The organism is Anaerostipes hominis (ex Lee et al. 2021), assembly GCF_002270485.1.
GTDB lineage: Bacteria > Bacillota > Clostridia > Lachnospirales > Lachnospiraceae > Anaerostipes > Anaerostipes hominis.
The window spans coordinates 60,604-82,801 of the sequence record NZ_NQOG01000001.1; the positions used below are offsets into that span (position 1 = coordinate 60,604).

General features: G+C 46.7%; 26 protein-coding genes. 2 read left to right on the forward strand and 24 right to left on the reverse strand.

Annotation, left to right across the window (positions count from 1 at the left end; translation table 11 throughout):
* Window positions 1-6 precede the first annotated feature (6 nt).
* Complete coding sequence (locus CI597_RS00355; RefSeq protein WP_034548980.1) at window positions 7-492, forward strand: prolyl-tRNA synthetase associated domain-containing protein; 486 nt, start codon at window positions 7-9, stop codon at window positions 490-492.
* Window positions 493-615: 123 nt separating this feature from the next.
* Here CI597_RS00355 and pfkB read toward each other — a convergent pair whose 3' ends face one another.
* The 9 genes from pfkB to CI597_RS17900 form a co-directional block, all read right to left on the reverse strand.
* Entirely contained in the window at window positions 616-1,551 is a 936-nt protein-coding gene (gene pfkB, locus CI597_RS00360; RefSeq protein WP_024726858.1) for a 1-phosphofructokinase, read from the reverse strand.
* Between the two features lie 3 nt (window positions 1,552-1,554).
* The gene (locus CI597_RS00365) at window positions 1,555-2,604 is read right to left on the reverse strand and encodes a galactitol-1-phosphate 5-dehydrogenase (RefSeq protein WP_024726857.1); all 1,050 of its coding nucleotides are present in this window, start codon (window positions 2,602-2,604) and stop codon (window positions 1,555-1,557) included.
* Window positions 2,605-2,613: 9 nt separating this feature from the next.
* Window positions 2,614-3,462: a tagatose-bisphosphate aldolase subunit GatY gene (gatY, locus tag CI597_RS00370; RefSeq protein ID WP_024726856.1), complete on the reverse strand. Its 849-nt coding sequence runs from the start codon at window positions 3,460-3,462 to the stop codon at window positions 2,614-2,616.
* A 65-nt stretch (window positions 3,463-3,527) separates the two neighbouring features.
* Window positions 3,528-4,883 carry a PTS galactitol transporter subunit IIC gene (locus CI597_RS00375; RefSeq protein ID WP_024726855.1) on the reverse strand — a complete coding sequence of 452 codons (1,356 nt, stop codon included), beginning with the start codon at window positions 4,881-4,883 and terminating at the stop codon, window positions 3,528-3,530.
* Window positions 4,884-4,924: 41 nt separating this feature from the next.
* On the reverse strand, window positions 4,925-5,200 hold the full coding sequence (gatB, locus tag CI597_RS00380) for a PTS galactitol transporter subunit IIB (protein WP_024726854.1): 276 nt from the start codon (window positions 5,198-5,200) through the stop codon (window positions 4,925-4,927).
* Window positions 5,197-5,661 carry a PTS sugar transporter subunit IIA gene (locus CI597_RS00385; RefSeq protein ID WP_024726853.1) on the reverse strand — a complete coding sequence of 155 codons (465 nt, stop codon included), beginning with the start codon at window positions 5,659-5,661 and terminating at the stop codon, window positions 5,197-5,199. The genes gatB (CI597_RS00380) and CI597_RS00385 overlap by 4 nt, the downstream gene beginning before the upstream one ends.
* Before the next feature lie 4 nt (window positions 5,662-5,665).
* Window positions 5,666-7,756 (reverse strand): BglG family transcription antiterminator, encoded by a 2,091-nt coding sequence (locus CI597_RS00390; protein WP_024726852.1) that lies wholly within the window; start codon window positions 7,754-7,756, stop codon window positions 5,666-5,668.
* A gap of 143 nt (window positions 7,757-7,899) precedes the next feature.
* Window positions 7,900-8,496 (reverse strand): HAD family hydrolase, encoded by a 597-nt coding sequence (locus CI597_RS00395; RefSeq protein ID WP_024726851.1) that lies wholly within the window; start codon window positions 8,494-8,496, stop codon window positions 7,900-7,902.
* Window positions 8,475-8,651, reverse strand: coding sequence for a hypothetical protein (locus CI597_RS17900; RefSeq protein ID WP_155854003.1), 177 nt, complete (start codon window positions 8,649-8,651; stop codon window positions 8,475-8,477). Before CI597_RS17900 ends, CI597_RS00395 begins: the two co-directional genes overlap by 22 nt.
* Window positions 8,652-8,775: 124 nt before the next feature.
* Between CI597_RS17900 and CI597_RS00400 the strand changes: the two genes are divergently transcribed.
* The gene (locus CI597_RS00400; protein ID WP_024726850.1) at window positions 8,776-9,696 is read left to right on the forward strand and encodes a TIGR01212 family radical SAM protein; all 921 of its coding nucleotides are present in this window, start codon (window positions 8,776-8,778) and stop codon (window positions 9,694-9,696) included.
* 117 nt (window positions 9,697-9,813) lie between these two features.
* On the opposite strand, the gene CI597_RS00405 is transcribed toward CI597_RS00400, so the two are convergent.
* The 15 genes from CI597_RS00405 to CI597_RS18900 all read right to left on the reverse strand — a co-directional run bounded on the left by CI597_RS00405 (window position 9,814) and on the right by CI597_RS18900 (window position 22,189).
* Complete coding sequence (locus tag CI597_RS00405) at window positions 9,814-9,993, reverse strand: hypothetical protein (RefSeq protein ID WP_024726849.1); 180 nt, start codon at window positions 9,991-9,993, stop codon at window positions 9,814-9,816.
* Window positions 9,994-10,054: 61 nt separating this feature from the next.
* Complete coding sequence (locus CI597_RS18285; protein ID WP_024726848.1) at window positions 10,055-10,849, reverse strand: HAD-IIA family hydrolase; 795 nt, start codon at window positions 10,847-10,849, stop codon at window positions 10,055-10,057.
* 12 nt (window positions 10,850-10,861) lie between these two features.
* A complete protein-coding gene (locus CI597_RS18290) occupies window positions 10,862-12,046 on the reverse strand; it encodes a sn-glycerol-1-phosphate dehydrogenase (protein ID WP_024726847.1) in 1,185 nt (394 codons plus the stop codon).
* A gap of 174 nt (window positions 12,047-12,220) precedes the next feature.
* Complete coding sequence (locus CI597_RS00415; protein WP_024726846.1) at window positions 12,221-12,601, reverse strand: PTS glucitol/sorbitol transporter subunit IIA; 381 nt, start codon at window positions 12,599-12,601, stop codon at window positions 12,221-12,223.
* A 12-nt stretch (window positions 12,602-12,613) separates the two neighbouring features.
* Window positions 12,614-13,792 (reverse strand): sn-glycerol-1-phosphate dehydrogenase, encoded by a 1,179-nt coding sequence (locus CI597_RS00420; RefSeq protein ID WP_024726845.1) that lies wholly within the window; start codon window positions 13,790-13,792, stop codon window positions 12,614-12,616.
* Between the two features lie 15 nt (window positions 13,793-13,807).
* Window positions 13,808-14,257, reverse strand: a complete 450-nt coding sequence (rpiB, locus tag CI597_RS00425; protein ID WP_024726844.1) for a ribose 5-phosphate isomerase B — start codon at window positions 14,255-14,257, stop codon at window positions 13,808-13,810.
* A 95-nt stretch (window positions 14,258-14,352) separates the two neighbouring features.
* Window positions 14,353-15,336 (reverse strand): PTS glucitol/sorbitol transporter subunit IIB, encoded by a 984-nt coding sequence (gene srlE, locus CI597_RS00430; RefSeq protein WP_024726843.1) that lies wholly within the window; start codon window positions 15,334-15,336, stop codon window positions 14,353-14,355.
* Complete coding sequence (gene srlA, locus CI597_RS00435; RefSeq protein WP_024726842.1) at window positions 15,329-15,880, reverse strand: PTS glucitol/sorbitol transporter subunit IIC; 552 nt, start codon at window positions 15,878-15,880, stop codon at window positions 15,329-15,331. The genes srlE and srlA overlap by 8 nt, the downstream gene beginning before the upstream one ends.
* A 10-nt stretch (window positions 15,881-15,890) precedes the next feature.
* The gene (locus CI597_RS00440; protein WP_024726841.1) at window positions 15,891-16,289 is read right to left on the reverse strand and encodes a transcriptional regulator GutM; all 399 of its coding nucleotides are present in this window, start codon (window positions 16,287-16,289) and stop codon (window positions 15,891-15,893) included.
* A 224-nt stretch (window positions 16,290-16,513) separates the two neighbouring features.
* Complete coding sequence (locus CI597_RS00445; RefSeq protein ID WP_024726840.1) at window positions 16,514-17,488, reverse strand: sugar-binding transcriptional regulator; 975 nt, start codon at window positions 17,486-17,488, stop codon at window positions 16,514-16,516.
* Between the two features lie 12 nt (window positions 17,489-17,500).
* Window positions 17,501-18,295, reverse strand: coding sequence for a Cof-type HAD-IIB family hydrolase (locus tag CI597_RS00450; protein WP_024726839.1), 795 nt, complete (start codon window positions 18,293-18,295; stop codon window positions 17,501-17,503).
* Window positions 18,296-18,632: 337 nt separating this feature from the next.
* A complete protein-coding gene (gatB, locus tag CI597_RS00455) occupies window positions 18,633-20,072 on the reverse strand; it encodes an Asp-tRNA(Asn)/Glu-tRNA(Gln) amidotransferase subunit GatB (RefSeq protein WP_024726838.1) in 1,440 nt (479 codons plus the stop codon).
* Window positions 20,072-21,544, reverse strand: a complete 1,473-nt coding sequence (gene gatA / locus CI597_RS00460) for an Asp-tRNA(Asn)/Glu-tRNA(Gln) amidotransferase subunit GatA (RefSeq protein ID WP_024726837.1) — start codon at window positions 21,542-21,544, stop codon at window positions 20,072-20,074. The genes gatB (CI597_RS00455) and gatA overlap by 1 nt, the downstream gene beginning before the upstream one ends.
* 9 nt (window positions 21,545-21,553) lie before the next feature.
* Window positions 21,554-21,847 carry an Asp-tRNA(Asn)/Glu-tRNA(Gln) amidotransferase subunit GatC gene (gene gatC / locus CI597_RS00465; protein ID WP_024726836.1) on the reverse strand — a complete coding sequence of 98 codons (294 nt, stop codon included), beginning with the start codon at window positions 21,845-21,847 and terminating at the stop codon, window positions 21,554-21,556.
* 216 nt (window positions 21,848-22,063) lie between these two features.
* On the reverse strand, window positions 22,064-22,189 hold the full coding sequence (locus tag CI597_RS18900; RefSeq protein WP_268876096.1) for a hypothetical protein: 126 nt from the start codon (window positions 22,187-22,189) through the stop codon (window positions 22,064-22,066).
* Between the last annotated feature and the right edge of the window lie 9 nt (window positions 22,190-22,198).

Here is a 22,198-nt window from a genome sequence, read left to right on the forward strand (position 1 = left end):
TTGAACATGAAACAAAAGGTATTAGATACGCTTGACCGCCTCCACATCCCATATGAGTACGAAAATCACCCTGCTGCCTATACGATGGAGGAGATCGAGGCTTTGCATCTGACCAGACCCAATGAATCCATTGCAAAAAATCTCTTTTTAAGAGACGGCAGCGGCAAGCGGCATTTTCTCGTTCTTGTTGCCGGAGACAAACTGGTGGATCTGAAAACGCTCCGGCAGACCATCGGTTCATCCAGATTAAGTTTCGCATCGGAGGAACGGCTCATGAAACATTTGAAGTTAACCAAAGGTTCTGTCTCTCCCATGGGAATCTTAAACGATGAACATCTGGCTGTGGAAGTTTTTATAGACGAAGAACTCAAAGACAGCTCCTGCATCGGAGTTCATCCAAACGATAACACTGCCACGGTGTGGATCAGCTGTGCCGATTTGGAACAGGTCATCCGCCACCATGGGAATTCCGTTGCATATATCCCTGTCTGAACAAAATGGCAAGCCCGCTTCATCTCCTGGGCCCTCACTCTTTGAGGGGCTTTACAATGTCTTTCCTAAGAAATAATAAAAAGCAAGACACTTCATGCTGCATAGTGTCTTGCTTTTCTGCTGTTAATAAGTAATCTCTTCAACTTCTACCTTTGAAAAAATTTCTTCCATATCTTTGATGCGGAATCTTCCTGTCCCCGGATTCATCGCATTGGCAGCAGACACTGCCACTGCATAAGCCAGTGTTTCTTTGTCTGTTTTTCCCTGGCAGAACGCCGCTGCAAAGGCTCCTACCATGGAATCCCCGCATCCTACAGGATTCACCGCGTCTAATTCAGGAGGCTTTCCGTGATAGATTTTTTCATCACAAATCATTAAAGCTCCTTCTGCCCCAAGGGATATGACTACATATGGGATTCCCTGACTTCCAAGCTTTTTCCCTGCCGAGATCAGTTCTTCCCGGTTTTTAATCTCCACTCCAAGCAGGTCTTCCAGTTCTTCTTGATTGGGTTTTATCATCGTAGGTTTCGCTTTCAGTCCATCTCTTAAATACTCTCCGCTGGTATCTAAGATAACCTCTTTTCCCTGCCTCTTCACTATTTCGATCATCTTCCGGTAACAATCCGTCCTAAGTCCCTTTGGAGCGCTGCCTGAGATAGTAACCACATGACTCTCTCTTACCATCTCTTCAAAATCCTTTAAGAACCGATTCCACTCCTCTTCCTCTACCGGCGCACCCGGTTCCAGAAATTCTGTGGATGTACCGTCCCCGGCCAATATATTAATGCAGCTTCTGGACTCGCTTTTTACTTTTGTAAATCTGCTTTGAATTCCGTCTTCGCAAAGCATTGCTTTGACATAATCGCCGTTGAATCCTCCGGCAAAACCAGCTGCTAAAACATCTTCTCCGCACAGATCTGCAATCCTTGCCACATTGAGCCCTTTTCCTCCTGCGGTGTTCCTGCATTCCTCCACCCTGGAGACGGCGCCGGGACACACAGCTCCTTTTATTTTGTATGCTTTATCCACTGATACATTCAGTGTCACTGTTAAAATCATAAATCATCCCTCACTGTCAATCAAAATCTTGCCTTTTACTGTACCTTTTTCTTTGTAAAGTTCAAAAGCATCCGCTATTTCAGATAAAGGCATTTTCTTGAATATCAGTGAATCATCAAATTTCAGCTGCCCGGTCTTAAAATAATGGGCTGTAAGCTCCCATTCTTTCCCCGGAAACGGGGCGCTGTAGGACATCCAGGACCCGGTCAGAGTAAATTCTTTCCGGTTCATATTTTCCCATTCTTCCACACTAAAGGATAATTCTTTAGTCGGTGTTCCGATAAAGCAGACTCCCGCTTTATTGGCTGCCAATCGGAATGCATATTTCATGGTCGTGGTAACCCCTGCGGTCTCATACACATAGCCGAATCCTTTACCCCCGGTAAGCGCCATAGCCTGCTCCATGAAGTCTTCATCCAGAGTATTGATACCCTCGTCGATGCCCAATTTCTCTGCAAGCTTAAGTCTCTCGTCACTGATGTCAAAAACCGTAACTTTTTTTGCACCGAAAATCTTTGCCCACTGGGCCGTGAACAGCCCGATGGTACCGCCGCCCAGGATCGCCACATTTTCTCCTCCCCGGTAGCCGGTCCTTAAAAGTCCATGGAGAGCCACTGTGGCAGGCTCGAAGAAAGCCCCCTGCTCAAAAGATACGGAATCTTCAAATTTTACTGCATTTTTCTCCGGCACTGCCACATACTCGGCAAAACTGCCGAATTCCCTGGACCCGATAAAACTGTAATGCCTGCAAAGGGAATAATTTCCCTTCTGACAGTCCTCACATTTCATGCAGGGCACCAGAGGCACTCCGGCTACCCGGTCTCCGGATTTCAGGGCTTGAACTCCTTCCCCGGTCTGCTCCACAACACCGGAAAACTCGTGTCCCAGCACATTCGGGAAGAAATGACACGCATCCCCGTTGACTCTCGGCACATCAGAGCCACAGATTCCTGTATATTTGACTTTGATCAGCACCTGCCCTTTTTCCGGAACCGGGGTCTTGATTTCCTCGAACCGGATGTCATTTTTTGCATGGACCACTCCTGCTTTCATACCACTCACCTAAGCCTTTCCTTCACTCTTTACGACCTTTATTTTTGATTTGACATATTCCTTTACCATTTCTTTTCCCGCGGCATTATATTTTTTGGGATCGATCGTATTTGGTTTTTCTTTGAGCACACTGGTAACCCCGCTTGTAAATGCGATCCTTAAATCTGTAGCGTAGTTTACCTTGCAGATCCCCCGGCTGACACATTCCGTCACCGTCTCGTCCGGCACACCGCTTGTTCCATGGAGCACCAGTGGTACAGAAACCACTTTCCGGATTTCTGACAGGCGCAGAAGATCCAGCTTCGGTTCCCCTTTATAAACGCCATGGGCTGTGCCGATGGCCACGGCCAGAGAAGTAATTCCCGTTTTGTCTGCGAATTCCAACGCCTCTGAAGGTTCCGTGTATCCTCCGGCCCCTCCGTCCAAATCGTCTTCCTTTCCGCCGACTTTTCCAAGCTCCGCTTCCACCGGAACTCCGGACGGGGCACATGCATCGGCTACGGATTTGGTGAGCCGGATGTTCTCCTCAAAGGATTCATGGGACCCGTCGATCATAATGGATGTATAGCCAGCCCTCAATGCCTGCATGGCCAGTTCAAAACTGTTTCCGTGATCCAGATGCATGGCGATGGGCACGCTGGCACGCTCTGCCGCCGTCCGTACATTTGCCAGAAAATAATCCAGTCCCGCATAGTTTACCGTGGACGGCGTAGTCTGCATGATGACCGGGGAATGAAGTTCCTCGGCTGCCTCCATGACCGCCATGACCATTTCCATGTTTTCTACATTAAAAGCACCCACTGCATACCCGTTTTTCTGGGCATCGAGGAGCATTTGTGTTGTTGTCATTAATGGCATCTTTTTCCTCCTGATATTCTGTTATCAGTCCGGGCGGGCAAAAGCCCGCCCGGTTTTCTGATGTTTTACTTCTCTTCTTTTAATGCGGCCGCTCTGGCCTTGGATGTCCTTACAGTGAATACGAGACAGATTGCGTAGATCACGGCGATTACAGCTAGCCCTGCAAGGTTTTCCCTCGTAAAGATCTGTGTGAACATATAGGTGATTGGTGACCCGCCCTGGTCGAGTGCGGCAATTCTGGATGCTCCGTTTGTCAGGTTAACGGACTTAGCAAGTGCCGTAGTCCACGGAATTGCCTGATTGGCGATCCAGATGGTCACATACATAATCACGGAGCCTGAGATCAGCGTGCGGAACAGATTTCCCTTATGGACAGCCACAGCGATGGCAATAAAGAACCCGATCGTCGCCAGATCACCAAATGGAAGAATGATGTTTCCCGGCACGATTACTGCGATCAAGATTGTCAGCGGGATAAAAATCAGCCCTGCGGTTACTACCTGGGAATCCCCTAAAAGGATCGCCGGATCAAGTCCGATGTAAAATTCTCCGTCCCCGGAACGTTTGGTGAGAATTTCTTTCATTCTCTCTGAGATCGGCATGAGGCCTTCCATGATACATTTTGTGATTTTCGGCATAAGTACCATGACTGCGGACATCTTGATGCCCAGCTGAAGTGCGGCCTGAAAATTATAGCCTGCCAGCGCACCTACTAAAGTTCCGAGGAGTCCTCCGATGACGATAGGTTCTCCGAGCACACCTACTTTTTCCTGTAGTTTATCGGCAGTAATGCTGATCTTGTTCAGTCCTGGTATCTTTTCGATAATGGCGTCGATCGTACAGGCAAACGGTGCCAGGTAGGCGGATGTTCCGTGGGGAACTGTAAGGCCTTCCAGTTCAAAATAGTCTTCCATCAGCGGAGCATACAGATCACCGAATTTGTATGTAAAAATTGCATGGACCACTACGCCTGCAATCCCGATGGCAAAGTTTCCTGTCACTGCATAGGCAATCGCCCCGGTAAATGTCATGTGCCAGATGTTCCAAATATCAATATTTACGGTTTTGGTAAGCTTGAGTATAAGCATCACCACATTTACAAGAATTGCTACTGGGATCGCAACGGTTGCGATGCCGGATGCCCATGTAATCGGCGACATTCCCGGCCACCCTACGTCTACCACACTCATGTGGAGCCCAAAAGTCTCTGACATGGCCTTTGCCGCAGGCCCCAGATTTGCATTCATCATATCGACGATAAGTCCCAGCCCTACAAATCCAACACCTACCATAAGTCCGGCACGGATGGCCTTTCCTACTTTCACTCCTACAATAATACTCAGTATAGCGATGACGAGAGGCAGCATAACGGATGCACCCAAGCCAATGATGTAATTAATCGCGTCTCCAAAAATACCCATAGTTTTTCTCCTTTACCTCCTTGGTGTTTCCCACGTGTCTGTTATTTCAGTACTTCCAAAATCTTTTCTTTTGTCTTGTCTGCGCCGATCCCTGAGATAAACGGCATCCCTGTAATCAGCGGCACACCGTAATCCCGTTTTACCTTTGAGGTCGTCACGATCAGATCGGCCGGAAGATTGGACTCGATCTCTGAGATTCTCACCTGCGCGATTTCCACATCAATTCCATTTTCCTTCGCCAGATCCACCACTGCATTTGCCGCTACTGTGGATGTTGCCACTGCTCCTCCGCATGCTACGATAACTTTCTTTTTCATAATGAATTCTCCTTTTCTTTGATGATATTTATAATTTCTTCCGGGTTCTGCGCGCTGCTTAGTTTTTCTACTACATGAAGGTCCTGCAGAATCCCTAAAATTGCCTGCAATAACTCGAGATGCCCTTTCTCATCCACGGCCAGCATGAAGACGACCCTTACATTTACGGTCTCATCGTCCGTTCCCATCTGTACGAAGGTGACCGGCTTCTTTGTGGTAGCGATGACGATGCCCTTTTTCAGGACATGGCTCACATCCGTATGGGGAATGGCAACTCCCACCCCTCCCATGTCAACGCCTGTGGGAAAATCTTTCTCTCTCAGCTTTAATGCCTCTACATAGCTGTCCTTACAGTAGCCCAGAGAGACTAATTTTCCTCCCGCCTGCTCAAAAATGTCTGCACTGTCTTTGGCATCAATCTGAGGCAGTATCAATTCCTTGTTTAAATGTTCCCAAACCATGTTGTCACTCCTTTATTCTCTGTTCATAAGTTTTAATAATTGCCGCTGTCTCCCGGGGACTTTCGGCATTCCACAGCTCTTCCTTAAATCTTTCATTGGTCAGCATATTAACCAGGTGGAAAAAGGCTTTGATGTGCTTTTTGTGGTCCACGGTGCTCAGGCAGCAGAAAAATCTCACTTCCTCCCGGTCACCGTCCTCGTCCTCGATGATCACCGGCCTGTTAAGACGGATCATATTCATCCCAACTTTCCGGCTGCCCAGCTCAAATCCCTCGTGGGGCAGTGCAAATCCCTTGGAAATAACGATGTAGCTGCCGTTTTCCAGTACATTTTCTATCATGGCGTCCACATACCGATTTTCGATATACCCTTTTAAAAGCAGCGGTTCTGCCGATTTTCTGATGGCATCCTTCCAGTCTCTGCACTCGATATTAAGCTGAATATTCTCTTCTCTCAACAATTCACACAAAAACGGCTCCCGCTCCTCATCAAAGGACTCCTCGAAATACTCATAGATCTTCATGGACACTTCCCTGAACAGTTCCGGATCTCTGATCACCGGCCGCAGCAAAGCGGAAAGTTCATCTGGATTTCTTTCTTTTTCGGGCAGCTTCTTTTGGCGAACCCTGTTCTTTTTCTGGAGAAGCTCGATCTTTTTATTAACCCTCAGATAATCTTCGTCAGAAAACATCGGTGTCACAAGCACATACTCTCCCTCATAAGCCTTTAAGGGAATCGTGGACACGATCATGTCAATGTCTTCATAATGGCTTTTTCTTAGATCATGGGCAGAGACAACATCGATGATGTGAAAATCAAAGCGGTTTCTCATTTTTGCCAGAAGGAGCTGCGATGTCCCCACTCCGCCGTTGCAGACAATGACAACTCGGAATTCAATTTCCTTTTTCTTTCTCCGCTCCAGAGCGGCGCTGATGTGAATCACAATGTAATCGGCCTCGATCGCCTGGATCTTTCTTCCCACAAACCGTTCCAGCATCTCAATGTTGTTCTTAACCGCATGCAGGGCTTCCTGATTTTGTTCTACGATCTGTCTGAGAAAATCGTCTCTCTGAGTGATATTAAACTCTTTCGTAAAAATGGATTCCAGATGGTTTACAAGATTTTCATAAAACACAAAATCCCGGTTAAGGTCCACCTGAAGCTCATTGGATATCTGCTCAATGAATTTCCTTGTGACCAGCTGGAGGCCGATGATTCTCTGGTTCCTGCTGTCCTTTTTTATGTAGCTTAAGCTGTCCAGAATATCGCTTAACAGTTCCTTTTCCCCCTGGCTCTCAGGAAGTTCCCAGTACTGGCACACATACCTCAAAATATCCTCTGCCATCTCGTACTTGCTCTTCTTTACCTCCAAAGACTCGGTGATCTGATGCCCCTGCTTAACTCTCTGGATCAGTATGGTCAGATACGAGAGCAGATAGTTGAAAGATGCGTCGGTTAAAAACCTCCCGTGTGTGTGCTCCTGTTCATTGATGATTTTCTGCAGGTTCTGTTTGTCTTCTTTTTTCAGCCTGTGGCTGATATTCAGTCCTCTGATAAAGCTCTGGACCACAGAACCTGCGGCCTGAAAAGATCCGTCCTGGTTCAGAAGTTTTAACAGGCATGCCCGCTTATCACTCTCCTTTCCGTGAAGGGCAAGCCCTTTGTTGGAATGGGATTCCACAGTGAGATGTTCCTTTAAAAGCATCTGCTTGACACTCTCTAAATCATTGATGATTGTGGCCCTGCTCACATACAAAAGTTCTGCCATGTTTGATAAAGTCGTATAGCCCGAAGCTTCGATCAGGGTCGCCGCGATCAGCGGCTTTCTCTCTTCTTTGGAAAGCCGGTATGTGTAAAAATCATTCTGATTAAACAGGCCTGCCGCCAGTTCAATGTCATCCTCCACAAGAAGTGTCCCGTTGCTCCCCAGTTTTACTGAAGAAAGCTCATGTTGTTCCAAGAAGTCATTGACATCATTGATGTCATTTCTTATAGTGCGCTCCGACACCTGGAATTTCTCTGCCAGTTCACTGATACGGAATGTCTTCTCCAAATCTATGAGTCCCAGCAAAATCTCCCTTGATCTCTTGTTCATTTTTATCCCTCCGTTGCTGTGTCTTTACTATATCACCGTCCCCTTTCAAAAAACAGTCAAAAGGATTTCGGACATTTTTGCAAAAAAATAGACAGGTCTAAAACTTTTCCATACGTTTTGAAAAGTTTTAGACCTGTCTTATCTCACAGAAGCTTTTGCAGCAGCTGGTACAGCTCCTTTTCCGAGCAGACACAGTGATCCGGACGTATTTTGGATACCGGATATGTATGATTCCTCCGGTTCATCCATATGCAATGAAGCCCGGCGTTTTTTGCTCCCTCTACATCATTCCGGAAGGAATCCCCGACATACCAGACCGAGGCGTCCCGAAGCTTCATCTTATCACATGCATACCAAAAAATCTTCTCAGCAGGCTTTGCAGTTCCCACATCTCCGGACACGAAGATTGTATCGTCCAAAAACCACTTTCTGAGGCCCAGCGTCTCTATTTTCTCCCACTGGTGTCCGGACGGTCCGTTTGTGATCACCCCTATGGGAACCCTATCCCGGCAGAATGTCAGGACCTCTTTCATAACCTCCGAAACCGCAATCTGTTTTTGATATCCGGCGTATAAATGCTGGAATTGAAGTGCGGATTCATCTGGGATTCTTATATCAAACTCTTTCAGTGCCCTCCGAATTCTGTAAATATACATCTCATCCATTGTCATCTTCCCGCTTTGGGAATGTTCAAAAGCCTCATCACTGTACTTTCTGCTCAGCACAAACAGCTGCTCCATATCAACTTCATATGTTTCACCGATCTTGTCAAAACCAATCTCCCCGAAAATACGCCCACTGCCACAAACAAAGCCAATAAAACGGCCGTCAGCTTCTTGTGTTTTTTTATTTTTCCCGGTATCATAACCATGATATCCTTTAGTTTTTTCTTCATTAATATTAGCCTCCCCATCCTTCTTTTAGATATTTCCATTTTATAGGACGAATTGGAAAGGCTTAGGATCAATGTGTGAACAAACTATGGAACTATACCACATAGCAGAAAGGAACCACATTTAATGGATTGGGATGGAAAACGCTATTACTCTTTTGATTCTTATTTAAAACAGACCTTTGGCGAAAAAATATATAAAATTTCTTTAAACGGAGGCTTCACATGTCCGAACCGGGACGGCACCCTTGGAAACAGAGGCTGTATTTTCTGCAGCGAAGGAGGCTCCGGAGATTTTGCGCCCGACGCTGTTCTCCCCATTGATAAACAGATCAAAGAAAGTATCCGCCTGATTAGCAAAAAGACGGATGCCCATAAATATATTGCCTATTTTCAGGCGTTTACAAACACCTATGCTCCTTATGAAAAACTGCACTCTCTTTTTCATGAGGCTATCCTGCAGGAAGAAATTGTAGGACTTGCCATCGGCACCCGCCCGGACTGCCTTCCTCAGGACGTGCTTGAACTGCTCGATGAACTGAATCAGATAAAGCCAGTCTTCGTGGAACTTGGACTCCAGACCATCCATGAGAAAACTGCACAATTCATCCGGAGAGGCTATCCTCTTTCCTGTTTTCAACAGGCATTAAAAGCACTGCATGATCTAGGGATCAATGTTGTAGTCCACCTGATTCTCGGACTGCCTGGAGAAACAGAAGAGATGATGCTTCAGTCTGTCCGGTATTTAAATCAGCTTCCGATAAACGGGGTCAAACTCTCCCTTCTCCACGTGCTGAAACACACCGATCTCGGCGCTCTGTATGAGAAACATCCATTCCCGGTCTATGAACTTGATGACTACGTTGATTTCGTCATCCGCTGTATTGAGGAACTACGAGAAGATATTGTTATCCACCGCCTAACAGGAGACGGTCCCAGAGATCTGCTGATTGCTCCCCGCTGGACGCTCAACAAGAGAAAAGTATTGAATGAAATTTCCCGGCGCATGAAGGAGACGGACAGCCGTCAGGGAAAACGTTTCGTCTGAGAAAATTTAAATCATACCCGCAACACCGTATTTTATACCCTTCGGGTGGACGCGCTTCGCGCGATAAGGTATACGTAAAAATACCCTTTCGGAATCACGTCTCCGAAAGGGTATTGATTATTTATGGTGCTTTTTGTCCGGCTCAGGTTTCTTTTGTCTGCCTTCATAAGTGTTGTTGTCACACGTATTGTTATTGCCAATCTCCACTCCTTTTTTAATCGGAGCGATCAGAAAACCGATGACTACGCCGAGCCAGAGCCAGAATCCGCCGAAGAAAAATGCTTCTCTTTTTGTCATAATGAATTCCTCCTTTGATTGTCTCCATTATAACATCCGGCCTGAACGAAATCAATGAAGGCTAAAGAATCTCCGTGATATCCTCCAATGAATCCACGATCACATCCGGCTTCACATCACTTTTCTCTACATCCTCCAGCGTACTCTCTCCCGAAAGCACCAGGATTGAAGTCACAGGGCTTCCGTCCGCCACTGCAATATCCGTGTACAGCCGATCGCCTACGATAGCGATCTCTTCCGGACGGTACCCTGACTGCTCCACAAAATAATTCAGGGTATGTTTTGAAGGTTTCCCAAAGAATTCAGGGAAACGTCCCGTGGATGCCTCCACCAGTTTCGCCATGGAACCGCAGTCCGGTATGAAATTTCCGCCTTCCATCGGACAGTTCCAGTCCGGATTAATGCCATAGTATGTACATCCATTACGCACATAATGACAGGCTTTAGAAATCTTCTCATAAGTAAGTGTCGTATCAAAACCAAGGATGACGATGTCCGGATCTTCGTCCACCAGCGGCATGTCAAAGGCTTCAAACTCTTTTAGAAGAGAAGGTGTCCCTACCACATAGAGGGTTTCCCCCGGATGGTTCTTTTTTAAGTACTGGATCATCACATGACTGGAAATCATCATCTGCTCCGGTGTGATGGAAATTCCCATTCCCGAAAGTTTATCTATGTAGGCCTGCTGGCTCTTGGAAGAATTATTCGTAAAGAAATAATACTCCCTCCCTGTGTCTTCCACTTTCTTTAAAAAGTCCTGTGTGAATGGAAACAAGTCATTTCCAAGATAGATGGTCCCGTCCATGTCGAGGACAAAACATTTAATATCTTTCACTGCCTGAATATTTTGCTTCATCTGTCATTCTCCTTAATCTTCATCATAAAAGCGATGTGTGATCTTCTCCGCGATCTCCTGCATCTTTCCTTTTTCCACTGCCAGGTCTAAGACGCTGTACCGGTCTCTGACTTTATATCCGTCAAGCAGGCTCTGGTAAAACAGATCTCTGTCGATTCCGATTTCTTTCGGAGAAACCGGCGCACCTACGGTCTTTAAAAGCCCTTCCGCATATTCTCTGGTCGGTGCCAGCTTCTTCGCCGCCTCCGGAATTTCGTCTCCCATAATCTCGAAAATTTCCGCAATGATCGGTGTGGCGATGCCGACTTTGATTCCGTGGAGCTCCGGATACTTTTTCCTTGCGATGAACTCCATCTCCCAGTAATGGCTCAGCATATGCTCTGCTCCGGATGCCGGACGGGATACGCCGATCAGTCCCATGGCCACTCCGGTAAGCGTCAGCGCCTCGATCAGATAGAGAACCGCTTCATCATCCCTGTTTGCAAGTGCCTCTGCACTTCCGGTTACTTTATCAAGGGCTTTCTGAACGAGGGTCACACAAGTCTCACAGCAGTATTCCCCGGTCATCTCCCTGGACAAATACCAGTCTGCAAGAGCGGTAAGTTTTCCTATCACATCCCCGAACCCGGCGCGAATCATATGCATTGGCGCCTGCTTCATGATATCCGTATCCCCGAGGATGCCGTAGGGAAGGGTTGCAATGAAGGAAATCTTCTTTCCTCCCAGGATCAGAGGGGCTCCGTCTGATGCATAGCCATCCATAGAAGATGCGGTGCAGACAACGATGTATGGAATCTTTGTCCTGGCTGACATATATTTTACCATATCATTCAAAGTTCCGGAACCTGCCGCGATCAAAACATCCGTCTCAGGCTCCAGGTTTAAGAACATCGTTCCAACAGCATGCTCAGCCGGGATTAAAATATCTTCCCCTGAATCCAGGACCACACTTTTCACCTGAAATCCTGCATCCTTCAACAGTTTCTCTGCGGTCTCTCCCGCCGCTTTGTATGTATTGTTGTCGCTCAGCATGTAGACTTTCTTTGCACCAAGGCCCTTTACCATTTCCGGCAGTTCTTTTATTACTCCCTGACCCATCACCAACTTGTCGATATCCAGAATATGATGCCTTCCGCAGCTGCAGTCAAAACTTGCTTTTGCCATTTCATTCATAGAATAGTTTAAGATCTCATCCATTTTGCTTCCTCCCGAATCTTAATTTTCAAATAAGATTACCACCTGCAATATAAATAATACCACTGGTAATATACCTTCATTTTACTTCCATTCTATGATAAAATCCATACCTTATTTTGAACATTTGTATAAATACTTTTAAAGCCGCTATTATACATACATTTGTATAAATGCTTATATGAATTCGATTGTATTTCCCGGTGCGAAATCTGCGGATGTCAAAGGCTCCTCACCTTTTACCGCCTCCACCATAATACATCCCGGGCGCTCTGCTTCCGGACCGCCTTTAAAGCTTACCGTGCAGTGTCCAAGTCCCCTGAGAGTTTCATTTGCTTCAGTACCCACTGCCGTCACTTCAAATCCTTTTTCATTGATCAGCATCATATCTCCCGGCTCAATATTTGCTCTCAGCTCCTCAATCGTATGCAGCACACAGAGATCCTCAAATGCAGGGGGCGCATTATCATTAAACAGAATAATAAAATTTGAATCAGGGTCTCCTAAAAATGTCAGCGAGTCTTTCCCCAGCTTCTGAATTCTTGTAAAATATTTCATTTCATCTCTCCCTTACTGATAAATACGATTGGTTATTTTTGCTGCAATTTCTTCAAGTTTTTCCGTTTTCAGGGCCAGTTCCAGAATACTGTACCGATTTCTTACCTTGTATCCCTCCAAAATGCTGTTATAAAACAGTTCTCTGTCAATTCCGATATCCGTCGGATACACCGGCGCCCCCACTGTTTTTAAGAGTCCCTCCACATATTCTCTGGAAGGCGCCAGCTTCATGGCTTCTTTTGGCACCTCATCCTTCATCAGCTCAAATATTTCTGCAATAACAGGCGTTGCAATGCCTACCTTGATACCGTGCAGTTCCGGGAACTTTCCCTTCGCGATAAAGTCCATCTCCCAGTAATGACTGAGCATATGCTCTGCCCCGGAAGCCGGGCGGGATACACCGATCAGTCCCATGGCCACCCCTGTGAGGGTCAACGCTTCGATCAGGTAAAGGACCGCGTCATCGTCCCTCTTTGCCAGGGCTTCTGCGCTGCCTGTGACTTTGTCCAGTGCTCTCTGCACAAGAGTCACACAGGTCTCACAGCAGTATTCGCCGACTTTTTCTTTTGCCAGATACCAGTCGGCAAGGGCGGTCAGTTTGCCCAGCACATCGCCGAATCCGGCATGGATCATATGCATTGGCGCCTGCTTCATGATATCTGTGTCTCCGATGACGCCGTAAGGAAGTGTGGCGACAAAAGATATTTTCTTTCCCTCCAGGATCAGCGGTGCCCCGTCGGCGACATATCCGTCCATGGAAGGAGCCGTACAGACGATCACATATGGAATCTTTGTTCTCGCAGACATATATTTTGCCATATCATTGATCGTCCCTGAGCCAACCGCAACGATCACCGCCGTATCCGGTTCCAGGTTCAGAAACATCGTTCCCACGGCCTGTTCATTGGGAATCAAAATATCATCCCCGGAATCCAGCATCACGTTTTTTACAAGATAATCCTCGCCTTCCAGAATTGAAAGCACCCGGTCTCCTGCTGCCTTAAATGTGTGATTATCACTGAGCATGTAAACCTTTTTGCCGGAAAACGGCTCCAGTACTTTTGTGAGTTCCTTAAGAACCCCCTGCCCCATGATGATATGCCTGATATCCAGTGTATGATGTCTGCCGCAGCTGCAGTCAAAATCTGCGCCTGCCATTTCGTTCATAGAATAATTTAAAACTTCATCCATATGCTCTCCTCCTGTCTATTTGCTGAATTGTTTCTCGTAGTAAGTGATCCTCTCGACCTTTTCGGTAGACGGCCCATCTTTAAATTCAAGTCCCATCCAAATATCCAAAAGATATAAAGCCAGCTGAGGTGCGATCACCCTGGCTCCCATGCACATCACATTTCCGTCATTGCTCAGAATGGAGCGCTCTGTGGAGAACGGATCGTGGCAGACAGCCGCCCGGATTCCCGGCACCTTATTTGCCGTCATAGCCATGCCGATGCCGGTGCCGCACACGAGAATCCCCCTGTCGCACTCACCGCTGGTCACTTTTTCACAGGTCTTTACCGCAACATCCGGATACAATGCGGTTTCTCCGGCTTCCACTCCATTGTCCACACAGGTATGACCCGTCTCCTCCAATCTCTTTTTGATTGCCTCTTTTAACTCATAGGCTGCTTCGTCACATCCAATTGAAATCTTCATATACTTCTGCCTCCTTTGATTTTATGTCTTCATTTTACCTTTTTATTTACGCAAAGTCTATATTTAATATTGAAATTATGTATAAATATTTTTTTCTATGAATGATACAGTCCAAAGCTTGCAGCGAACGCAATGATAACTGCCAACGGCCCTGTAATGACACGGGAATACAGGACGGACGGAACACCCAGTTCTATGGTCTCTGACTCACACTCCGCAAGACTCAGCCCTACCGGGATGAAATCACATCCTACCTGGGCATTGATCGCAAAAAGTGCCGGCAGTGCATATTGGGCCGGTATCTTGCCCATAGCGATCTGTGATCCCAGAAGAGTTCCCACGACCTGTGCGATAACGGCTCCGGGGCCGAGCACCGGTGACAAAAACGGCATAGCACAAATAAGAGATATGATCAGCATTCCGGGGAGCGTGGCACACAGCGGCGAAATTGTCTTGGCAATGACGTTCCCGAGTCCCGTAGCTGTGATGATTCCAAGGATCGTACTGGTAAATGCCATAAACGGAAGGATATTTTTTACTACCATTTCAATAGTCTCACGTCCTGCTGCAAAAAACTTTCCGACAACCTGCCCTACTCCGATGCCGAGCCTCGTGATCAGTCCCGGCCGCTCAGCCGTCTGTTCCTGTTTCATATCCCGGCTGCTGTCTTTTTCTTCTTCCGGCGCTTTTTTCTCGGTGGCAGCTTCACCGTCGGCATAAGACAGACAGCTTTCGTTAACAGCAGATACGTATATATCCGGAGTAATATATTTTGCCAGAGGCCCTGACTGTCCCACAGGATTTAAATTAACGGTAAAAATTCCCTTCTGCGGATAAATTCCGCACCGTAACGTTCCTCCGCAGTCGACGATAGCGACCAGGATTTCTTCATCCGGTACATTATTCTTGTGACCGTCGACTGCTTCCCCGCCGGTCATCTCCGCCAGCTTTGCGGCCAGCGGATGAATTCCTCCTATCGCTGTCATACAAAGAATCTTATTGCATGTTTCTGTTGCCTGCACTACAAGCGGTCCCCCGTATCCTCCGGAACCTGCGACGATTTTTACTGGCTTATTCATGGACAGCTACCTCCTTATTTCCCATCTTCTGATATTTATTGCTGAGCATCAGATAAATTCTTTCTGTCACCATGCCGCGGATAAAAATAACTACAAGTCCCACGAGAAAATAGCGGACTGCCAGATCACCCAGCGGCAGGCTCAGCTTTTGGATACCTGCTGCAATCCCCATGTATACGAACAGCTCACCGGCATTGGCATTGGGAAAGAACCCCAGCACTGGGTGGCAGAAGCTGATCGCCGCGTCAAAAAAAGGAACCTTATACTTCTCTTCTACGAATCTGCCAAAAGTATATGCCATCGGGTTGCCGACACAGATCATTGCGATGACAGGTAGAAATAAATACCGGCACAGCCTGTTTCCGGTGATCCTCATACAAAATTTTTCTACCCTGTCTTCTCCGATCAGTTTTATAATCGCGTTGACTGCTGTCATCAGACATACTACCGTTGGAATAATCGTGGTCACCCATCCCAAAAACGTCTGTCCTCCTGTGGAAAACAGCTTCATGAATCCATTCGCCAAATTAGATATAACCTGCATATGTTCCTCCTTACACTCTCATTTCCAATGCTTCCAGTGCCTGTATGTATCCTTTATAGAATTTTTGTTTCTTCTTCGTCATACTGCGGAGTTCCGAAAGAACTTCCCGAAAATCCCTTCCCAGTATCTGCACCTGATAAACCTCAGACACCGGATGGAATCTGGCCAGAAATGAAATCCCGTCCATAGCTTCTCCGCCGGTAATCTTTCCGCCCTCATCGCATGCAAGAATGACAATATGGCCTCCGGACAGCAGACGTCCTCTTTTCTGTCCGATACCTACCGCTCCGTCCCGGTTTACTCTCCGCACGGCTTTCTCATAATCTTTGATCTGAAAAATCCCTCCGGCAGACTGAAGCAGAAACAGTACAAGAAACACTCCAAAAAGAATCAACACATGATTTGACATTTTCTCTCCTTTCTTTGATTTTTTTTTCTGTATATGTATTTTAACCCTTTTATTATTGCATAGTCTATAGTTTTTATTGAAATATTGTATAAGTATTTAGAATCACCTCGACATTTATACATCATTTCAATACACATCAGTACAAAAAAAGACCTTCCGGAATTCAGCAATTCCGGAAGGTCCCTTTCTATGTCCTTTATGAACTTATGATGATATTATGAAACTCAAACTTCTTTCAGCATCTGTCTTGCACATTCTGAGTCTGTAATCAGAACATTAATATTTTTGGAACGCACGGCTCCGACGACAGATTTTGATTTCTCGATTCCCCCTGCAACCCCGATCCTTATTTCAATATTTTTCAGCTGCTCCTGTGATATGCCTGCCACACGTTGATTGAAAGAATCAAACGGTTTCGTATTTCCCTCGATATTGTAAAAATACAGCGACGCGTCTCCGACTGCCCCCATCTCAACAAAATTCTTTAATTCATTCTCCGTTAAATATCCTTCTGCAACAAGAGCTGTTCCTCCGGCCTCCGGGATTCCGATCCCCATGACCACGACCCTGAGTTTTGAAAAATATTCATAGATGTAGTTTACCGTATCCTCCTGAAGGAAAATGTCTTTCACCTCTTTGCTGGAAAAAATACCGGGTGACAGGAACTGGACATAATCACCTCCGAACTTTTCCGCAAATTCCACTGCAATCCGGTTGGACTGTACATCCCTCTTTTCCGTCCTTTTCTGGGATATCCCTCCGTACAGGGGCACAAACAAAAGCTTATTGCCTTTGTTATAAAATTTATCCACATGGGCAATGTGGGACAGCGTCCTCCCCATCGTGACTCCCACATAGTCATCATTTTTCAGGATATGGCTCAGGTAGTCAAAGGCCGCCTCTGAAAGCATATCCATCTGCTCCTCTTTTGTGTCAAGCGGCTCGCTCTCCACAATGATGGCCTCTTTCAGACCAAACCTCTGTTCCAGCTTCTGCTCTAATTCCCCGTAATCGTAGCTGATAGGGTTTATGACCTCGATCTTCACAATTCCCTGTTCCCTCCCGAGAGCCAGCATCCTGGATACAGTGGCCCTGGAAAGTCCCAGGGTGTTGCAGATCTCCACCTGGGTCTTATTTTTCATATAGTATAAATTGCAGCATTTATATATCAGACGGTCGTCATCGACAATTTTCTTCATCTGCTTCCACCTTTATATCAATTCTAATTCGTTCAGCGCATTATAGATTCCGTTTTCTTTTGTCGTCTGGGTGAACATATCCGCAGACTCCTTCACTGCGTCACTGCACCGTCCCATGCCGATACCGATCCCGACATTTTTAAGCATCTCTACGTCGTTGTCCGAATCACCGAATGCATAGAGATTCTCTTTAGAAATCCCAAGATCATTTGCTACCTGGACAACCGCGTCTCCTTTCGTGACACCTTTGAGCGTAATGTCAAAGAAATTCTCACGGACATGTTTGGCACACTCGAATGTGTCTGCATATTCTCTTTTAAAATCTTCAAATACATCAGGCGCTTTATAGTTCATCGTAAGCTTTGATATATGCTGTTTTTCCCAGTACTTCCACGGGGCATACCACTCCATCGGAAGACTGAACAGACGGCAGAAATACTTAAAGAATTCCTCGTCGTTATGTAAATAGTATGTCACGTCCTGGGTATCCATCTGGATGATCGTATCTCTTATAAAATACTTGTCTATGACTTCATGCAGCAGATCTTCCTCAATATAAATATCCCTGAGCACTTCCCCGTCCACTTCCGCATAGCTTCCATTGCAGGTGACGGCTCCGTCAAAATGCTCGATATCCGCCTCCAGAAATCGTTTGGTCCGCCCTGAACACAGCAGGGCTGCATATCCGTTGTCCTGCAGTCTCTTAATAGCCTCCAGGGTCTTCGGCATAACTGTCTTGATATGGTCCACTTCATCAACTAATGTTCCGTCATAGTCAAAAAATACCGCTCCTTTATATTTCTTCATAGTATGGCTCTTCTCCTTATTGATCGTGCTCGTTTACTTAACCAATACTATTGTACTTTCTTTTAATTCCCATTTCAAGCGGTATCCTACATCATAAGCACCTGCACGATCAAAATCAGGGTAATCCCAAGGGAAAGCAGAAACATCGATCTGTAAAAATCCTTCATGATAACGCTCCTTCTGATTTGTTTTTCCGTTGTATTTTATCTTTTGACAATATCATACCGGATTTCTCTTTCAGAATTCCCAACCAATTTGTGAATAATTTCTTAACATTTTGTGTTTTTACACAAAAAGAAGCTTTGGGTGACAATCATACCAAAGCTTCTGTTCTTTTTTATAAACTTTCTAATATTTCTTTCAGGATCTTATTGACTACTCCGGGATCTGCTTTCCCCTGGGTCGCCTTCATGGTCTGTCCAACCAGGAATCCCATGGCTTTTTTCTTCCCTGCCTTGTAGTCCTCCACCGATTTCGGATTGCCGCTGACAATCTGCGTGATGGTCTCTTTAAGCGCTCCCTCGTCATTCATTGATTTCAATCCGTGTTCTTCTACGTAGGCTTTCGGGTCCACATCTTCTTTGAATATCTTCTCAAAGACTTCCTTGGCTACCTTACGGTTGATCTCATTCTTCTTCACCATGCCGATCAGAGCCGCGAGATGTTCCGGTGCAAAGGAAATATCTGTAAGATCCATTTCCGAATCATTGACCAGACGCATCGTCTCTCCCATCAGCCAGTTAGATACTTCTTTCGCCTCGGCTCCGTGATCGATGGTTGCCTCGAAGATATTCGCCAGATGTTTGCTTCCCGTTATGATATCGATATCATAGTCCGGCAGGCCGTAAGTTTCTTTATAACGTCTCCGTTTTTCGTCCCGCAGTTCCGGCTGTGCATCCCTGATCTGCTCTATCCACTCATCGCTGATGATCACCGGCACAAGATCCGGGTCCGGGAAGTAGCGGTAATCCTGTGCGTCCTCTTTGGAGCGCATCGGATAAGATTTTTCTTTTGTGTCGTCCCACCGTCTCGTCTCCTGCGTCACCTCTCTGCCCTCTTCCAGCAAAGCGATCTGGCGGTCTGTCTCTCCCTCAATGGCGCGCCTGATAGCCTTAAAAGAGTTCAGGTTCTTCATCTCTGTCCTTGTTCCGAACTCTTCGGCTCCCGCTTCTCTGACGGAAAGGTTGACATCGGCTCTCATAGAGCCTTCCTGAAGTTTGCAGTCGGAAGCCCCGAGATACTGGATGATCAGTCTAAGCTTTTCCAGATAAGCCACGACTTCATCTGCGGAGCGCATATCCGGCTCTGAGACGATCTCGATCAGCGGCACGCCGGACCGGTTGTAATCCACAAGGGAACAGTCTTCCCATTCGTCATGGATCAACTTTCCCGCATCCTCTTCCATATGGATCTCGTGAATCCCGACGGACTTTGTCCCTCCGTCAGTCTCGATTTCCACATGTCCGTCTCTGCAGATCGGAAGATACAGCTGGGAAATCTGATAATTCTGCGGGTTGTCGGGATAGAAATAATTCTTCCTGTCAAACTTGCAGTTCTGTGTAATGCTGCAGTTGGTGGCAAGTCCCACAGCCACGGCATACTCAACTACCTGTTTATTTAATACCGGAAGGGAACCCGGCATTCCCGTGCACACCGGACAGGTATGTGTATTCGGCGCTCCCCCGAACTCTGTGCTGCATCCGCAGAAAATCTTCGTGTTAGTTGCCAATTCCACATGGACTTCCAGCCCGATGACAGTCTCATATTGTTTACTCATTACTGAACACCTCCCTTTACAATCTCCGGTGCTTCATAAGTTCTCGTCTGTTCAAATGCATAGGCAGCCCGGATCAGTTTCTTTTCCTGGAAACAGTCTCCCAAAAGCTGCAGGCCGATCGGCAGCCCTTTGCTGTCTTTTCCGCACGGCACACTGATTCCGGGCAGTCCTGCCAGGTTTGCCGAAATCGTATAAATATCTCCGAGGTACATTTTGATCGGGTCGCTTAAGCTCTCACCAAGCTTCGGTGCAGTGGTCGGCGCCGCCGGCCCGAGGATCAGGTCATAGGAAGCAAATGCCTTGTCAAATTCCTGTTTGATCAGTGCTTTTGTCCTCAGTGCTTTCAGATAATACGCGTCATAGTAACCGGAACTTAAAACAAACGATCCAAGCATGATCCTTCTCTTGACTTCCGGCCCGAATCCCCCGGAGCGTGTCTTTTTATACATGTCGTGGAGTCCTTCTGCTCCCTTGGCGCGGTATCCGTATTTAATCCCGTCAAACCGTGACAGGTTTGAGCTGGCTTCCGCCGACGCAATGACATAATATGCAGGAATCGCATAATCCACAAGTCCCAGATCAAACTCCTCAACAACTGCTCCCTTTTTCTCCAATGTCCGGGCAGCCGCCATGACAGCTTCTCTGACTTCAGGGTCCAGTCCTTCTCCAAAATAGTCTTTCGGGATTCCGATCTTCATTCCTTTAACATCATCAACCAGGGCGGAAGTAAAATCATACTCATCCCTCTCAATGGATGTGGAATCTTTCTTGTCATAGGATGCAGAAGCCTCTAAAAGAGCCGCACAGTCTGATACGTCTTTAGCCATGGGCCCGATCTGGTCCAGGGAAGAACCGTAAGCAATCAATCCGTATCTTGAAATTGTGCCGTAGGTCGGTTTCATTCCGGTGATCCCGCAGAAAGATGACGGCTGGCGAATCGATCCTCCGGTATCTGAGCCGAGTGCCATGAAGCACTCTCCTGCCGCCACTGCTGCCGCCGAGCCGCCGGAAGATCCTCCCGGCACATGTTCCTGATTCCATGGATTTTTTGTCGGTCCGAACGCCGAAGTTTCAGTCGTGCTTCCCATGGCAAACTCATCCATGTTTGTTTTCCCTATGATGACCACACCGGCAGCGATAAGATTTTCCACCGCCTGAGCGGCGTAGGTCGGAACAAAATTTTCGAGAATCCTGGAACTGCACGTAGTTTTGTATCCTTTTGTACAAATATTATCTTTCACAGCCACTGGAACACCGGCCAGCGGACCAGTCAGCGTGCCGTCATCAATTTTTTTCTGCACCTCTTCTGCTCTCTTTAATGCACTCTCTTCATCATATGATACATAGGCATGCACCGCCGGCTCTGCTTTCTTAGTCTGTTCCAGCACAGCCTGTACCGCTTCCACTGCGCTGATCTCTTTTGCTTTTATTTTTCTGCCCAGTTCAAGGGCTGTCAAATCTAAAATTCCCATGGCTTCCTCCTATTCTACGGTCTTTGGCACCACAAAGGCACCGTCTTTTCTCTCCGGTGCGTTGGCGAGAATCTCTTCTCTGTCGTCTCCATTTGTGACGATATCTTCTCTGAATACATTGTTTACCGGAAACACATGAGACATAGGTTCAACACCGTCCGTATCCAGTTCATTCAGCTTGTCTACATAGTCCAGCATGCTCTCCATGTCTTTCTTCGCCTGTTCTTTTTCTTCGCCGGACAGCTCAAGCTTTGCCAGAATACCGACGTATTCGATCGTTTCATCACTGATGTGATTTGCCATTCTAATTCCTCCTTAAATGATTGGTTCTCCTTACGCATTTGTGTGTATCCTCGCGGAGCATTTTTTGATTTCATTAAGAAATAAAAAACCCGCTCCAAAGCAAATATTCTATGCTTCGGGGCGGGAATATCTTCCCACGGTACCACCCGTATTGATATCAGGACAAATTGTCTGATCTCTTCTCATTTCTGTACTTAACGCGTACCACGTGACTGCCTAACATGCATCCTGCCTTTCAGCCGCCCGGCTCCAAAGTGTTCCCGCCGCAAGGTGTCCCTGGAAAGCTTTCAGTCTGTGGGCTTTCCTCCCTGTGAGGTTCCTTTTGCCTTGAGTCTTTTTCATTGCCTTTCT

Excerpts from the sequence above, each read along its gene's own strand:
- CI597_RS00355 (WP_034548980.1), top strand. The coding sequence starts at position 7 with ATGAAACAAAAGGTATTAGATACGCTTGACCGCCTCCACATCCCATAT.
- pfkB (WP_024726858.1), bottom strand. The coding sequence starts at position 1,551 with ATGATTTTAACAGTGACACTGAATGTATCAGTGGATAAAGCATACAAA.
- CI597_RS00365 (WP_024726857.1), bottom strand. The coding sequence starts at position 2,604 with ATGAAAGCAGGAGTGGTCCATGCAAAAAATGACATCCGGTTCGAGGAA.
- gatY (WP_024726856.1), bottom strand. The coding sequence starts at position 3,462 with ATGCCATTAATGACAACAACACAAATGCTCCTCGATGCCCAGAAAAAC.
- CI597_RS00375 (WP_024726855.1), bottom strand. The coding sequence starts at position 4,883 with ATGGGTATTTTTGGAGACGCGATTAATTACATCATTGGCTTGGGTGCA.
- gatB (WP_024726854.1), bottom strand. The coding sequence starts at position 5,200 with ATGAAAAAGAAAGTTATCGTAGCATGCGGAGGAGCAGTGGCAACATCC.
- CI597_RS00385 (WP_024726853.1), bottom strand. The coding sequence starts at position 5,661 with ATGGTTTGGGAACATTTAAACAAGGAATTGATACTGCCTCAGATTGAT.
- CI597_RS00390 (WP_024726852.1), bottom strand. The coding sequence starts at position 7,756 with ATGAACAAGAGATCAAGGGAGATTTTGCTGGGACTCATAGATTTGGAG.
- CI597_RS00395 (WP_024726851.1), bottom strand. The coding sequence starts at position 8,496 with ATGGAGCAGCTGTTTGTGCTGAGCAGAAAGTACAGTGATGAGGCTTTT.
- CI597_RS17900 (WP_155854003.1), bottom strand. The coding sequence starts at position 8,651 with ATGAAGAAAAAACTAAAGGATATCATGGTTATGATACCGGGAAAAATA.
- CI597_RS00400 (WP_024726850.1), top strand. The coding sequence starts at position 8,776 with ATGGATTGGGATGGAAAACGCTATTACTCTTTTGATTCTTATTTAAAA.
- CI597_RS00405 (WP_024726849.1), bottom strand. The coding sequence starts at position 9,993 with ATGACAAAAAGAGAAGCATTTTTCTTCGGCGGATTCTGGCTCTGGCTC.
- CI597_RS18285 (WP_024726848.1), bottom strand. The coding sequence starts at position 10,849 with ATGAAGCAAAATATTCAGGCAGTGAAAGATATTAAATGTTTTGTCCTC.
- CI597_RS18290 (WP_024726847.1), bottom strand. The coding sequence starts at position 12,046 with ATGGATGAGATCTTAAACTATTCTATGAATGAAATGGCAAAAGCAAGT.
- CI597_RS00415 (WP_024726846.1), bottom strand. The coding sequence starts at position 12,601 with ATGAAATATTTTACAAGAATTCAGAAGCTGGGGAAAGACTCGCTGACA.
- CI597_RS00420 (WP_024726845.1), bottom strand. The coding sequence starts at position 13,792 with ATGGATGAAGTTTTAAATTATTCTATGAACGAAATGGCAGGCGCAGAT.
- rpiB (WP_024726844.1), bottom strand. The coding sequence starts at position 14,257 with ATGAAGATTTCAATTGGATGTGACGAAGCAGCCTATGAGTTAAAAGAG.
- srlE (WP_024726843.1), bottom strand. The coding sequence starts at position 15,336 with ATGAATAAGCCAGTAAAAATCGTCGCAGGTTCCGGAGGATACGGGGGA.
- srlA (WP_024726842.1), bottom strand. The coding sequence starts at position 15,880 with ATGCAGGTTATATCTAATTTGGCGAATGGATTCATGAAGCTGTTTTCC.
- CI597_RS00440 (WP_024726841.1), bottom strand. The coding sequence starts at position 16,289 with ATGTCAAATCATGTGTTGATTCTTTTTGGAGTGTTTCTTGTACTGTTT.
- CI597_RS00445 (WP_024726840.1), bottom strand. The coding sequence starts at position 17,488 with ATGAAGAAAATTGTCGATGACGACCGTCTGATATATAAATGCTGCAAT.
- CI597_RS00450 (WP_024726839.1), bottom strand. The coding sequence starts at position 18,295 with ATGAAGAAATATAAAGGAGCGGTATTTTTTGACTATGACGGAACATTA.
- gatB (WP_024726838.1), bottom strand. The coding sequence starts at position 20,072 with ATGAGTAAACAATATGAGACTGTCATCGGGCTGGAAGTCCATGTGGAA.
- gatA (WP_024726837.1), bottom strand. The coding sequence starts at position 21,544 with ATGGGAATTTTAGATTTGACAGCCCTTGAACTGGGCAGAAAAATAAAA.
- gatC (WP_024726836.1), bottom strand. The coding sequence starts at position 21,847 with ATGGCAAATCACATCAGTGATGAAACGATCGAATACGTCGGTATTCTG.
- CI597_RS18900 (WP_268876096.1), bottom strand. The coding sequence starts at position 22,189 with ATGAAAAAGACTCAAGGCAAAAGGAACCTCACAGGGAGGAAAGCCCAC.